This window comes from Microbacterium sp. LWH3-1.2 (genome assembly GCF_040675855.1).
In the GTDB taxonomy this organism is placed as follows: domain Bacteria; phylum Actinomycetota; class Actinomycetes; order Actinomycetales; family Microbacteriaceae; genus Microbacterium.
Map to the genome: position 1 here is coordinate 2925685 of NZ_JBEGIK010000001.1, position 12861 is coordinate 2938545.

General features: G+C 70.2%; 14 protein-coding genes. 2 read left to right on the top strand and 12 right to left on the bottom strand.

Annotated elements, in window-relative coordinates; genetic code table 11:
* Genes rpmF through MRBLWH3_RS13650 form a run of 5 tightly spaced genes read right to left on the bottom strand, consistent with a single transcriptional unit; the run spans position 1 to position 4114 of the window.
* Positions 1 to 210, bottom strand: coding sequence for a 50S ribosomal protein L32 (gene rpmF, locus MRBLWH3_RS13630; RefSeq protein WP_045297913.1), 210 nt, complete (start codon positions 208 to 210; stop codon positions 1 to 3).
* Between the two features lie 33 nt (positions 211 to 243).
* Positions 244 to 780 (bottom strand): YceD family protein, encoded by a 537-nt coding sequence (locus MRBLWH3_RS13635; protein WP_363432876.1) that lies wholly within the window; start codon positions 778 to 780, stop codon positions 244 to 246.
* Positions 781 to 821: 41 nt separating this feature from the next.
* On the bottom strand, positions 822 to 1319 hold the full coding sequence (coaD, locus tag MRBLWH3_RS13640; protein ID WP_363432878.1) for a pantetheine-phosphate adenylyltransferase: 498 nt from the start codon (positions 1317 to 1319) through the stop codon (positions 822 to 824).
* A gap of 40 nt (positions 1320 to 1359) precedes the next feature.
* On the bottom strand, positions 1360 to 3522 hold the full coding sequence (locus MRBLWH3_RS13645; RefSeq protein ID WP_363432881.1) for an ATP-dependent DNA helicase RecG: 2163 nt from the start codon (positions 3520 to 3522) through the stop codon (positions 1360 to 1362).
* 37 nt (positions 3523 to 3559) lie between these two features.
* Positions 3560 to 4114 carry a hypothetical protein gene (locus MRBLWH3_RS13650; protein ID WP_363432884.1) on the bottom strand — a complete coding sequence of 185 codons (555 nt, stop codon included), beginning with the start codon at positions 4112 to 4114 and terminating at the stop codon, positions 3560 to 3562.
* 125 nt (positions 4115 to 4239) lie between these two features.
* Between MRBLWH3_RS13650 and rsmD the strand changes: the two genes are divergently transcribed.
* Entirely contained in the window at positions 4240 to 4803 is a 564-nt protein-coding gene (rsmD, locus tag MRBLWH3_RS13655) for a 16S rRNA (guanine(966)-N(2))-methyltransferase RsmD (RefSeq protein WP_363432887.1), read from the top strand.
* Between the two features lie 38 nt (positions 4804 to 4841).
* Here the strand turns inward: rsmD and thiL are convergent, their stop codons facing one another.
* Positions 4842 to 5837 (bottom strand): thiamine-phosphate kinase, encoded by a 996-nt coding sequence (gene thiL, locus MRBLWH3_RS13660; RefSeq protein ID WP_363432891.1) that lies wholly within the window; start codon positions 5835 to 5837, stop codon positions 4842 to 4844.
* A gap of 57 nt (positions 5838 to 5894) precedes the next feature.
* Between thiL and MRBLWH3_RS13665 the strand changes: the two genes are divergently transcribed.
* Positions 5895 to 6392, top strand: coding sequence for a DUF3515 family protein (locus tag MRBLWH3_RS13665; protein WP_363432894.1), 498 nt, complete (start codon positions 5895 to 5897; stop codon positions 6390 to 6392).
* A gap of 19 nt (positions 6393 to 6411) precedes the next feature.
* On the opposite strand, the gene MRBLWH3_RS13670 is transcribed toward MRBLWH3_RS13665, so the two are convergent.
* From MRBLWH3_RS13670 to leuC, 6 genes are all read right to left on the bottom strand, one after another.
* Entirely contained in the window at positions 6412 to 7527 is a 1116-nt protein-coding gene (locus MRBLWH3_RS13670; RefSeq protein WP_363432896.1) for a D-alanine--D-alanine ligase family protein, read from the bottom strand.
* Positions 7427 to 8563 carry an NAD(P)H-dependent glycerol-3-phosphate dehydrogenase gene (locus tag MRBLWH3_RS13675; RefSeq protein ID WP_341998954.1) on the bottom strand — a complete coding sequence of 379 codons (1137 nt, stop codon included), beginning with the start codon at positions 8561 to 8563 and terminating at the stop codon, positions 7427 to 7429. The genes MRBLWH3_RS13670 and MRBLWH3_RS13675 overlap by 101 nt, the downstream gene beginning before the upstream one ends.
* Positions 8553 to 9317: a lysophospholipid acyltransferase family protein gene (locus tag MRBLWH3_RS13680; RefSeq protein ID WP_363432900.1), complete on the bottom strand. Its 765-nt coding sequence runs from the start codon at positions 9315 to 9317 to the stop codon at positions 8553 to 8555. The genes MRBLWH3_RS13675 and MRBLWH3_RS13680 overlap by 11 nt, the downstream gene beginning before the upstream one ends.
* A 4-nt stretch (positions 9318 to 9321) precedes the next feature.
* Positions 9322 to 10704 (bottom strand): UDP-N-acetylglucosamine 1-carboxyvinyltransferase, encoded by a 1383-nt coding sequence (murA, locus tag MRBLWH3_RS13685; RefSeq protein WP_363432903.1) that lies wholly within the window; start codon positions 10702 to 10704, stop codon positions 9322 to 9324.
* A 74-nt stretch (positions 10705 to 10778) separates the two neighbouring features.
* On the bottom strand, positions 10779 to 11375 hold the full coding sequence (gene leuD / locus MRBLWH3_RS13690) for a 3-isopropylmalate dehydratase small subunit (protein ID WP_363432906.1): 597 nt from the start codon (positions 11373 to 11375) through the stop codon (positions 10779 to 10781).
* 1 nt (position 11376) lies between these two features.
* A complete protein-coding gene (gene leuC / locus MRBLWH3_RS13695; RefSeq protein WP_363432908.1) occupies positions 11377 to 12849 on the bottom strand; it encodes a 3-isopropylmalate dehydratase large subunit in 1473 nt (490 codons plus the stop codon).
* Between the last annotated feature and the right edge of the window lie 12 nt (positions 12850 to 12861).

Consider the following 12861-nt stretch of genomic DNA (forward strand, 5'->3'; position numbering starts at 1 on the left):
TCAGACGTCGGCGACCTTGCGGCCCTTGTACTCGAGGAACAGCTCGGTGCCCTGCGAGTCGGTGACGACCTTCGCCTGGTGCGGACGGCTGTAGACGGTCTTGCCGTTCTCAACGGTCTTGACGAGCGTGGGGGCCTCGGCCTTCCACTGCGCGCGACGCGAGCGAGTGTTGGAGCGGGAGACCTTCCGCTTCGGGGGGTTACCTGCCATGGCTAGCTCTCTTCTGTGTTCTCGACGCCGCTGTCAGCCGCGGGGGCGCGGTGCATCGTCGTCGTGGCTCGTGGTGAAGTCCTGGAGCGCGGCCCATCGTGGATCGAGAGGCTCGCTCTGCGGCGTTCCGGCGTTCTCGGCCAGTCGCTCACCCGTGATCGGATCTAATCCGGGGCAATCCGGCTGGCACACCGGCTGAAACGGAAGCGACAGGACGACCGCTTCCCTGACCAGAGTTTCAAGATCCACGTGGTCGTCTTGAACCTCGAAGTCAGTTTCTTCCTCCCCAGGATACGCGAAAAGCTCCTGAAACTCGACTTTGAACCCCTCTGCGATGTCGATGAGGCACCGGCTGCAGATGCCGGTGTACTCGGTGTCGACTTCTCCGGATACGAGAATGCCCTCGTGCACCGACTCGAGGCGTGCCTCGATGACGACGGGCTCACCCTCGGCGACGGCCACGAGCCCCTCCCCCCACTTGTCGGGAGCGGGAACCTCGAGGGTATGCTCGCGCATCTCTCCGGCGCGGTGGGCGATGTCGCGGATCGGGAGGACGAACGGACCCGTCACATGCTTTCTGACCACGGTTCCAGCCTAGCCGCGGTTGCGGGTCAGAGGCCGCGCGCGCCCGTGTCGAGGAACCGGGCCACCGCCGGCGGCACGAACGGGGACACGTCGCCGCCGAGGGACGCGACCTGACGCACCAGCGAGCTCGATACGAGCGCGTGCGCAGGATCGGGCAGCAGGAAGACCGTCTCGACATGCGCGAGGTGCCGGTTCACGATCGCCATCGGCGTCTCGTACGCGACATCGACCTGCGAGCGGATGCCCTTCACGAGGACGCCGGCGCCGACATCCGTCGCGTAGTCGACCAGCAGGCCCATGCTCCACGAGGCGACGATCACGTCGCCTTCGATCTCGCTGTCGGCGATCGACTGCTCCAGCAGCGACTGACGCTGCGCGATCGGCAGCATCGCCTCCTTGCCAGGGTTGTGCACGACGAGCACGTGGAGCTGGTCGTAGAGGGACGCGGCGCGGCGGATCACGTCGAGATGACCGAGGGTCGGCGGATCGAACGATCCCGGGACGACGGCGATCCGGCTGCTCATGCGATTCAGCCTAGTGGGACGGAAGAGGCGCCCGGACGCCTCAGTTCTTGGCGAGGGCCGCGCGCTCGGCCATCCCGACGTTGCGCTCGAGCGCTGCCGTGAGCCCGGGATGTCGCAGCAGCGCCGGGTCGTCCGCCAGCACCTGCTCGGCCGCCACCCGCGCCTCGGAGATGATGTCGGCGTCCTTCACGACCCGCAGCAGCCGCAACGACGACCGCGCCCCGGACTGCGCGTCGCCGAGCACGTCGCCCTCGCCGCGGAGCTCGAGGTCGACCTCCGCCAATGCGAAGCCGTCGAGCGTGGAGGCAACGGCTTCCACGCGCTCGCGGGCGGGTGTGCCGAGTGGCGCCTCGGTCACGAGGAGGCACAGCCCGGGGATCCCGCCGCGCCCGACGCGTCCGCGCAGCTGGTGCAGCTGTGACACGCCGAACCGGTCGGCCTCGAGGATCGCCATGGTCGACGCGTTCGGCACGTCGACGCCCACTTCGACGACGGTCGTCGCCACGAGCACATCGACATCGCCGCGGGCGAAGGCCTGCATGACGGCGTCCTTCTCGTCGGACGGCATCTTGCCGTGCAGGATCTCGACCCGGATGTTCGAGAACGACGGATGCCGCGACAACAGGTCGGCGACCTGCACGACGCCCCAGCGGGTGCGGGTCGCCTCGCCGCCGGTGTCGCCGGCGGGCTCGTCGGCGGTGTCGTCCTTGGTGAGCTTCTCCGCGTCGATGGCGGCGCAGACGACGAAGGCCTGACGCCCCTGTGCGACCTCTTCGGCGATGCGCTCCCAGACGCGCGCGAACCAGCTCGAGCGCTCGGCCAGCGGCGCGACGTAGGTCTCGATGCCGGCGCGGCCGGCGGGCATCGTGCGAATCGTCGAGACGTCGAGGTCGCCGAAGACGGTCATCGCCACCGTGCGCGGGATGGGGGTCGCGGTCAGCACCAGAGCGTGCGGCGAGGACCCCTTGGCGCGCAGTGACTCGCGCTGCTCGACGCCGAAGCGGTGCTGCTCGTCGACCACCACGAGGCCGAGGTCGGCGAAGGTCGTGGTCTCGCTCAGGAGCGCGTGGGTGCCGACGACGATGAGAGCCTGCCCCGACGCGGCACGCAGCGCGGCCTTGCGGCGCTCCGCCGCCGGGAGCTGCCCGGTGAGGAGCGTGGGCATGAGCTCGGGGGCGAGCTGGGGACCGAGCATCCGTGCGATCGACCGCACATGCTGCGCCGCCAGGACTTCGGTCGGCGCGATGAGGGCGGACTGACCGCCGGACTGCGCGACCTGGAGCATGGCGCGCAACGCGACCAGCGTCTTGCCCGAGCCGACCTCGCCCTGGACGAGGCGGTTCATGGGCCAGTCGCCCATGAGGTCGCGCGCGACGTCGTCGCCGACCGTGATCTGGTCGGGCGTCCGCGGGAACGGCAGGGCCGCGTCGAACCGCTCGAGCAGCGCGCCAGGCGCGCGCTTGGTCGCCGACAGGGCGCGGACGAACTGGCGCTGCTGCAGCAGCGCGACCTGGAGGACGAAGGCCTCCTGCATGCGCAGCGTCGCACGTGCGGGCTCGATCTGGTCGAAGTCGGTCGGACGGTGGATGTGCTCGATCGCGGTGCGGGCGTCGATGAGACCGTGCCGCGCGCGCACCTCCTCGGTGAGCGGCTCGGGGACGTCGCCGAGGCCGTCGAGGACGAGTTCCACCGTCTTCTGCAGCTGCCAGCTGGCGACCGTGCTGGTGGCCGGATAGATCGGGATGGGCAGGTTGGCGTTCGCCTGCACCTTCAGCCGCGCCGTGTCGGCGTCGTCGAAGAGCTCGTAATCGGGGTGGGCGAGCTGCTGCGCGCCCTTGTAGATGCCCACCTTGCCCGCGAAGATGCCCTGCCTGCCGGGCTGCAGGTCGCGCACCCGCCACGACTGGTTGAAGAAGGTCAGCGACATCTCGCCGTTGCCGTCGCTGATCACGACCTCGAGCAGCGACCCGTTCCGGTTCTTCATGCGTCGTTCGCTGACGCGGCGCACCTCGGCGACGATCGTCACCGGCTCGCCCAGCGGCAGCGTCGAGATCGGCGTCAGCTCGCCGTGACGGGCGTAGCGGCGGGGATAGTGAACGAGCAGATCGCCGACCGTGGTCATGCCGAAAGCACGCTCGAGCGCGGCCGCCGTCTTGCCGCCGATCGCGCCACCGAGGCTCGAGTCGAGGGTGAAGGCGGCCACGCCACGAGTCTAAGAGTGACCGGGGACGTCCCGCTGCTCAGGCGAAGATGGAGGAGACGATCTCCGAGAGGAATGCGCGCCCGTTTCGGTTCACCGTGGAGAGGTAGATCCACACCCCGTCGCGAGCGACGATCATCTCCTCGGTGTCGGTTCCCTGCCCGGGAAGCACGCAGAAGTCGGCGCCGAAGTCGTCCGACACCTGGCACGTGTATCCCTCCGCGGGGAGGTCCGCCACCGCGGCGCCGACGGCGTCCGGTGTGGCGGTGCTGATGAGCAGCAGCATCCCGGTCGCATCGCCGACGATCCAGTCGCAGCCCAGCACGAGGGTGGAGCCCTCGGGAGCCGGCCGCACGAAGCCCTCGCCGTTGCTCTGCAGCGTCATGTCGCCGACAGCCGCCTGCCACGTCTCGGGCGTCGCCAGGTTGTTGCAGTCAGTGGGAAGCGTGACGGACGCGGACTCGGTCGGTGACGGCGTCGGCGACGCGGACGGCGACTCCGAAGCCGATACCGATGCCGTCGGCGATGTGGTCGGCGAGCCGCCCCCGCCTGCGCACCCCGCGAGCACGAGGCCAGCCGCGACGAACGCGGTCACCGCCGACGAAACCCTGATCCCACTGCGATCCATGTCGACCCCCATCGATTCCGTACTCCCCCACCCGTGATCATAGGGGGCGGCCCCCGCGGGACCGCACTGCCGCCGACCGTTATCGTGAGAGGGTGACGCGCATCATCGCCGGCCGTGCGGGCTCGCTCATGCTCGATGTGCCGGACGCCGGCACCCGCCCCACGAGCGATCGTGTACGCGAGTCCCTCTTCGGGGCGCTGGAGTCCGCCGACGCGCTGCGCGGCGCTGCTGTTCTCGACCTCTATGCGGGCTCGGGTGCTCTGGGGCTCGAGGCGGTGAGTCGCGGTGCGGCATCCGCCGACCTCGTCGAGAAGGCGCCGCGCGCGGCGACCGTCGTGCAGCGCAACGCGGGCCGCGTCGCGAAGGCCGTGGGGACGGATGCCGCGATCCGCGTGCATCGCATGTCCTCCGACACGTTCCTCCGTTCGGCGCGCGGCCCGTTCGATCTGGTCTTCCTCGACCCGCCCTACGACGTCGGCGAGACGGAGCTGTCATCGACGCTCGCGCTGCTCGTCCCGGTCCTCTCGCCCGGGGCTGACGTCGTGATCGAACGCGCATCGCGCTCCCCCGAGCCGAGCCTGCCCGACGGACTCGTCGGCACGCGCTCGAAGCGCTACGGCGACACCGCGATGTGGTGGGCGACCACGGCCGGATGACCCGGCGGATCGCCCTCCCGGGCCCCGGCGACACCGGGTCATCCCGTGCCGGCGTCCCAGTCGCGGTAGGGGTCCCAGCCGGCGCGGCCGTCGTGGGGCCGGCCGTCGACGAGCACCGCGTCGTCGCCGGGCGGCTGCACCATCCCCACGCGGACGAACCCGTGCGGCAGTGGCCGGTTCGCCGGGAACGTGGCGAGCAGCGCGTGATCCTCACCGCCAGCGAGGGCCGAGGCGATATCGGCTCCGAGCGACGCCGATTCGAGGGCGATGGTGACATCGGATGCCGCGGCCATGCGCGACGCGTCGAGCACGAGGCCGTCGGACACGTCCATCATCGCCGTGGCGCCCGCTTCCGCCGCCTCCGGCCCCAGCCACACCGGCGGTGACGGACGCAGCTGAGCCGCGAGGTCCGTGAGCTGCGCCTGGTCGAGGAGACTCTCGTCGACCGCGATCGGGTGTCCCGCGGCATCCGTGAACCGCTCGAAGAGGATGCCGAGCCCGCGCGCCGCGCGCCCCAGCTCGCCGGCCACGGCGACCAGATCGCCGGGTTCTGCCCCTGAGCGCAGCACCGGCGCACGGCCCGCGAGAGCCCCGAGCGCGGTGACCGCGATCGTGAGCGTGTCGGAGACGGTGAGATCGCCGCCCTCGACGCGGCAGCCGGGGGCGAGGTCGCGACACGCGGCGCGCAGGCCGTCGGCGATGCCCGTGACGAAAGAGAGGCGTGTCGCGTCAGGCATCGCGAGGGCCACGAGCAGTGCCGTGGGCGTCGCGCCCATGGCCGCCACGTCCGCCAGGTTGACGGCGGCCGCCTTGTAGCCGAGATCGAACGCGCCCGACCACGCGAGTCGGAAGTCAGGACCGTGGACGAGCGTGTCGACGGTCGCGACGACCCGGCCGTCCGCAGCGGCGATCACCGCGGCGTCATCGCCCGGCCCGACGAGGGCGTTCGAGTCCCCCAGACGCTCGAGGATCCGGCGCAGGATGCGCCCCTCGCTGAGCTCTCCCACCGTCGGATCCCTGCGTTCGTCGACCACGCGTCCACGCTACCGGTGCGGACGATCCGGGCCGCGCCGCCGGGTTAGCCTGGGATGGTGCGTGCTCTCCCCTCCCTGGTTGCGTTCGGCCTCACGATGGTGGCCGCTGTCGGGCTGACGGGATGCACCACGACGGTCGACCTCGATCCGGCGGAGGCCGCGAACGACCCGCTCTGCGCGCAGATCACCTCGAGCCTTCCGGGCATGGTGAGCGGGCAGCCCCGGCGGTGGACCGACGCCCAGGCGACCGGCGCGTGGGGCGAGCCGGCGAAGGTGCTGCTCACGTGCGGCCTCGAGCCTCCGGGACCCACGACCCTGCGCTGCGAGACCGTGGCCGGCGTCGACTGGATCATCGACGACTCCGATGCGCCGCGCTTCCTCGTGACCACGTTCGGCCGCACCCCCGCCGTGGAGATCTACCTCGACACGACCGCCGACGACAACGGCGACGGGGTGTCGAGCCGCGACGTGCTCGACGCACTGTCGCCGATCGTGAGCGTGCTCCCCGTCGACGGCCAGTGCCTTGATCGGGGCGACGCGACGCCCGCCTCCTGAGCCGCGGGGATCGCAGCGCTCAGCGAGCCGCGTGAGCCCCCACGGTCGCGCCGGCGCGCTCGAGCGCGGTGTCGACGAGCTCGGTGATGAGCTCGGGGTAGGACATGCCCGACGCGATCCAGCACTTCGGGAACATCGAGATCGGGGTGAACCCGGGCATCGTGTTGAGCTCGTTGACGTAGAGCCCGTCGGCGGTGAGGAAGAAGTCCACGCGCGCGAGGCCCTTCCCGTCGACGGCCTGGAAGGCACGGATGCCGAGTTCCTGGATCGCCGAGATCTCGTCGGCGGTCACGTCCGCCGGGCACACCACGTCGGCGCCGTCACCGCCGAGGTACTTGCCCTCGAAGTCGTAGAACTCGCGGGTCGTGAGCACGATCTCACCGGGCAGAGACGCCCGCGGCGCCGCACCGCCGCGGCCTTCGAGGATCGCGACCTCGACCTCGCGGCCGACGATCGCCGGCTCGATGAGCACCTTGTCGTCCTCGGCGAACGCGAGGGCCAGGGCCGCATCGAGCTCACCCGGCTCGTGCACCTTCGAAACCCCGACGCTCGATCCCGCGCGCGCGGGCTTGACGAAAGACGGCTCACCGAGCGCCGCAGCATCCGCTCGCACGCCCTCCGGGTCGCTCTCCCAGCGCTCCTGCGTCACCGTGACCCAGGGAGCCACCGGCACGCCCGCGGCCTGCAGGACGATCTTCATGAAGTGCTTGTCCATGCACAGCGCCGAATCGAGCACGCCGCCGCCCGCGTACGGGATCTCGAGCGTGTCGAAGAAGCCCTGGATGGTGCCGTCCTCGCCGTGCACGCCGTGGAGGATCGGCAGCACGACGTCGAGCGCGCCCAGGTCGTCGACCGTTCCGTCGGCGCGGCGCACGCGGAGTTCGCGCTCGCCGACTTCGGGCCACAGGATGCGGGTGCCGTTGTCGGCGACCTCCGGAAGCCTCTCGGCGTCGAGCGCGAACTTGCCGGGGTCGTCGTCCTCGAGGACGAACACGCCGTCGCGCGTGATCCCGACGGGGATCACGCGGTAGCTGTCACGGTCGATCGCCCGCAGCACCCCGCCCGCCGTTGCGGAACTGATCGAGTGCTCGCTGGATCGACCGCCAAAGAGCACCGCCACCGCCGGCTTGTCCATTCGTCGTCCTCTCGCCCTGGGGGGTGTCGTCGTCGGTCGTAAGGTGCGGCGCGATGTCACGAGGGTTCATGGTGCCGTCGAGCACCATCTTCACCTGCTCGACGATGGGCATCTGCACGCCCACCTCCCGCGCCAGCTGCAGGATGGGCGCGACGGACGCGAGCCCCTCCGCCGTCTGATTCATCTGCTTGACGACGTCGTCGAAGCGATACCCCTGGCCGAGCAGTCTCCCGGCGGTGTTGTTGCGGCTGAGCGGCGACTGGCACGTCGCGATGAGGTCGCCGAGCCCGGCGAGGCCCTGCAGCGTCTCGTGCTGCGCCCCGAACGCGACGGCGAAGTCCGTCATCTCGACGAGACCGCGCGTGATGATCGACGCCTTCGTGTTCTCGCCGTAGCCGACGCCGTCGACGATGCCGATGGCGACGGCGATGAGGTTCTTGAGCACTCCGCCGAACTCGGTGCCGATCACATCGGTGTTGACGAACGTGCGGAAGTACGTGTTGCGCGCGCGGCGCGCGACCGCCTCGGCGGTCTCCTGGCTCGTCGAGGAGATGACGGCGGCGGTCGGCTGCTCGCGCGCGATCTCCAGGGCGAGGTTCGGCCCGGATGCGACGGCGATGCGCGCGGGGTCGCAGTGCAGCTCCTGCTCGATCACCTGGCTCATGCGCAGGCCGGTGCGCCGTTCGACGCCCTTCATGAGCGACACGATGGGGGCGTCGTTCTGCGAGATCAGCGGGCGCACCGCCTTGAGATTCTGGCGCACCGCCTGACTCGGGATCGAGAGGTAGATCTGCTCGGCGCCCTCGAGCGCCTCAGACAGATGGTGCGTGGCGTGCATATCGCGCGGCAGGTTGATCCCAGGGAGGTACTCGCTGTTGCGCTTGCCCTCCTGGATCTCGCTCGCCAGCTCAGGGCGGCGCGCCCACATCGTGACGTGGGCGCCGCCGTCGGCGAGGATCTTGCCGAACGTCGTGCCCCAGCTGCCCGCGCCCACGACGGCGACGCGCGGGCGCGCGGCATCCTGCCTACGGCTCAAGGCGACCCGTCTCCTTCTGGCCGTGATCGGCCGGGTTCCACCGCTGGGCGGGAGCGGGCTCGTCGCGCAGCTGGGAGAGGAGGCCGGAGATGTCGGCCATCACAGCGTCCGTCGCCTCGATGAGCGCGGTCTGCGACGAGGCCGCGCCGACGAAGCGCGTGAGGTTCACGGGGTCGCCCACGATCACGCGCACGCGGCGACGCAGCGGCCACAGCTTGAGCTTGCCGTAGCGCGGAAGCACCTGCTGAGAACCCCAGTGGGCCATCGGGATGACCGGGATGCCGCCCGCCAGCGCGAGACGGACCGCGCCGGTCTTGCCGCGCATGGGCCAGAGGTTGGGCTCGCGGGTGAGCGAGCCCTCCGGGTAGACGATCACACCGCGACCGTGCTGCACGAGCGTCTGCGAGGCCTCGAGCGTGGCGCGAGCCGCCGCGGCCGACGTCGCGCGCGCGACCGGAACCATCCCGGTGGCGCGCAGCACCCATCCGAGCACCGGCACCCGGAACAGGCTCTCCTTGGCCATGAACCGGGGCGCGCGGCCCAGTCGCCACACGGCGAGGGCGACCACGAGCGGGTCGATCTCGCTCATGTGGTTCGGCGCGAGCACGTAGGCGCCGTCACGAGGCAGCTTGCGGCCGTCCTCGATCTCGAGCTTGAAGAGGAGGCTCAGGAGCGGCACGAGAAGCCCCGCCAGGGGCCAGAACACGCTCGGTCGTGTCTTCTCGGCCGAGGCGTGCGGACGATCGGTGGCCACCGGGTTATCCGATGACGTCGAAGTCGGCGCCGAGCTGGTCGAGCTTGGCGAAGAACTTCTCGTATCCGCGACGGATGATCCCGACGTTGCGGACGACCGACTCCCCCTCGGCGGCCAGCGCCGCGATCACATAGCTGTAGCCGCCGCGCAGGTCGGGGACGACGACATCGGCGCCGTGGAGCGGTGTCGGGCCGTTGATGACGGCCGCTTGCTCGAGGGCTCGGCGGGGAACCCGGCGGCCGGGTGCGTCGATCCCGTCACGGTGCACGACGATGTCGGCGCCCATGAGGTTGAGCGCCTCGGTGAACCCGAGCCGGTTCTCATACACGGTCTCATGCACCGTCGACTCCCCCTCGGCCTGCGTGAGGGCGACGATGAGCGGCTGCTGCCAGTCGGTCATGAATCCGGGGTGCACATCCGTCTCGACGACGACGGGCTTCAGCGCCCCGCCGCGGCGGAACTGGATGCCGTCCTCGCGGACGTCGAACCAGCCGCCGGCCTTGCGGAACACGTTGAGGAAGGTCAGCATCTCCTGCTGGCGCGCCCCGCCGACGAAGATGTCGCCGTCGGTCGCGAGCGCCGCGCATGCCCACGAGGCGGCTTCATTGCGATCGAAGATCGCGCGGTGGTCGTAACCGCGCAGCGAATCGACGCCCTCGATGAAGATGACGCGGTTCGGCTCGTAGGAGATGATCGCGCCCATCTTCTGAAGCACGGCGATGAGATCCATGATCTCCGGCTCGATGGCGGCGTTGCGCAGCTCGGTGACGCCCTTTGCCCGCACAGCGGTGAGCAGAACCTGCTCGGTCGCGCCGACGCTCGGGTAGGGCAGCTCGATGTTCGCGCCGTGCAGCCCGCTGGGGGCGGTGATGCGGATGCCCTCGTAGCTCTTGTCGACGACGGCTCCGAACGCGCGCAGCGCATCCATGTGGAAGTTGATCGGACGGTCGCCGATGCGGCAGCCGCCCAGGTCGGGGATGAGCGCCTCGCCGAGCAGATGAAGCAGCGGGCCGCAGAACAGGATCGGGATGCGGGATGCCCCGGCGTGCGCGTCGATCTCCTCGAAGTGCGCCGCCACGGCGCCGCTCGGGTCGAGGTGGATCGTGCCCTCCTCGTCGCCGTCCACGACGCGCACGCCGTGGACCTCGAGAAGCGAGCGGACCACCTGCACGTCGCTGATGTCGGGGACGTCACGCAGCGTGCTGGCCGTCTCTCCGAGGAGAGCAGCGACCATCGCCTTGGTGACGAGGTTCTTCGCACCCTTGACCTCGACGCGACCGGTCAGCGGGCGCCCGCCCCGGATCGCGAGGACTTCACCGGTCAGTTCCTGCTCCCCCGCTTCGGCAGTGGTGCTTTCGCCGGCGGCGACGTTCAGGAGCGGCTTCATCGGGTGGTCCTCACTTGGTGTGCAGAGGGGGCTTGCGACGGTCGGGCACCCGGGTTCTGGGCGCCCGGCCCGGCTTACGGAACGGGAAGTGTCCGCGGCCGCCACGCCTCTCGGCGAGCCTCGAACTGCGCGATCTTGTCTGCGTCGCGCAGCGTGAGCCCGATGTCGTCGAGCCCTTCGAGAAGCCGCCACCTAGTGTAATCATCGATCTCGAAAGCAAGCTCCAGCGCGCCGATGCGCGCCGTGCGAGCCTCGAGGTCGACCGTCATCGACACGCCCGGATCGGCCTCGATCGCGGCCCACGCGGCCTTGAGATCCGCATCCGAGATCACACCGGCGACGAGTCCCTGCTTTCCCGCATTGCCGCGGAAGATGTCGGCGAAACGCGGGCTCAGCACGACTTTGAAGCCGAAGTCGCGCAGCGCCCACACCGCGTGCTCACGGCTGGACCCGGTGCCGAAGTCGGGGCCCGCGACGAGGATGCTGGCACCCGCGTACGCCGGCTGGTTGAGCACGAACTCGGGGTCCTGCCGCCAGTTGGCGAACAGGGCGTCCTCGAAGCCGGTCTTGGTGACCCGCTTCAGGTAGACGGCCGGGATGATCTGATCGGTATCGACGGCCGAACGCTTCAGCGGCGCGGCGATGCCGGTGTGCGTCGTGAACTTCTCCATGTCAGACCTCCGTGCCCTCGGCTGCGGCCGCGACGGGCGCGGAGAGATCGCCCGGGCTCGCCAGGCGGCCCATGACGGCGGTCGCCGCCGCGACCAGCGGCGAGACGAGGTGCGTACGGCCGCCCTTGCCCTGACGGCCCTCGAAGTTGCGGTTGCTCGTGGAGGCGCACCGCTCCCCCGGCGCGAGCTGGTCGGGGTTCATACCCAGGCACATCGAGCACCCCGCGAAGCGCCACTCGGCGCCGAACTCCTCGAAGACCTTGTCCAGGCCCTCAGCCTCGGCCTCCAGACGCACCCGAGCCGACCCCGGCACCACCATGACACGCACGCCGTCCGCCTTCTTACGGCCTTCGATGACCGAGGCGAACGCCCGGAGGTCCTCGATGCGGCTGTTCGTGCACGAGCCCATGAACACCGCGTCGACCGGCACCGCCTTGAGCGGGGTCCCCGGCACCAGGTCCATGTATTCGAGCGCCCGCTCGGCTGCCGCACGCTCATTCGGGTCGGCGAAGTCGTCCGGCGACGGCACGGACGCGCTCAGCGAGACACCCTGACCCGGGTTGGTGCCCCACGTCACGAACGGCTCGAGCTCGGCGGCGTCGAGGAACACCTCCGCGTCGTAGACGGCGCCCTCGTCGCTGGGCAGCGTCCGCCAGTACGCGACCGCGTCCTCCCAATCCTGACCGGTCGGCGCGTGCGCACGGCCCTTGACGTACGCGAACGTGGTCTCGTCCGGCGCGACCATCCCGGCCCGGGCGCCCGCCTCGATCGACATGTTGCTCATCGTCATGCGGCCCTCCATCGACAGCGACCGGATGGCGCTGCCGCGGTACTCGAGCACGTAACCCTGCCCGCCGTTCGCCCCGATCTTGGCGATGACAGCGAGGATGATGTCCTTGGCGGTGACACCGGGCCGCAGCTCGCCCTCGACCGTGATCGCCATCGTCTTGAAGGGCTTCAGCGGCAGCGTCTGCGTGGCCAGCACGTGCTCGATCTCGCTGGTGCCGATGCCGAACGCCATCGCACCGAACGCGCCATGCGTCGAGGTGTGCGAGTCACCGCACACCACCGTGATGCCCGGCATGGTCAGGCCCAGCTGCGGCCCGACGACGTGGACGATGCCTTGCTCCTTATCGCCCAGCGAATGCAGGCGCACACCGAACTCGGCGGCGTTGCGGCGCAACGTCTCGATCTGCGTACGGCTGGTGAGGTCCGCGATCGGCTTGTCGATGTCGAGCGTCGGGGTGTTGTGGTCCTCTGTCGCGATCGTCAGATCCAGGCGCCGCACCGGGCGCCCCTCCGCCCTCAGGCCGTCGAAGGCCTGAGGGCTCGTGACCTCGTGCACCAAGTGCAAGTCGATGTAGATCAGGTCCGGCTGACCGTCCTCGCCTCGGACGACCACATGGTCATCCCACACCTTCTCAGCCAGAGTACGGGGACGATCGGGAATGCCGGATGCATCGGTCATGCTCATTGCTAGTCGTTC

What these genes read in the sequence shown, in the direction of transcription:
- rpmF (WP_045297913.1), bottom strand. Translation starts at nt 210, where the DNA reads ATGGCAGGTAACCCCCCGAAGCGGAAGGTCTCCCGCTCCAACACTCGC.
- coaD (WP_363432878.1), bottom strand. Translation starts at nt 1,319, where the DNA reads ATGAGCAGCCGGATCGCCGTCGTCCCGGGATCGTTCGATCCGCCGACC.
- MRBLWH3_RS13670 (WP_363432896.1), bottom strand. Translation starts at nt 7,527, where the DNA reads ATGGACAAGCCGGCGGTGGCGGTGCTCTTTGGCGGTCGATCCAGCGAG.
- murA (WP_363432903.1), bottom strand. Translation starts at nt 10,704, where the DNA reads ATGAAGCCGCTCCTGAACGTCGCCGCCGGCGAAAGCACCACTGCCGAA.
- leuD (WP_363432906.1), bottom strand. Translation starts at nt 11,375, where the DNA reads ATGGAGAAGTTCACGACGCACACCGGCATCGCCGCGCCGCTGAAGCGT.
- leuC (WP_363432908.1), bottom strand. Translation starts at nt 12,849, where the DNA reads ATGAGCATGACCGATGCATCCGGCATTCCCGATCGTCCCCGTACTCTG.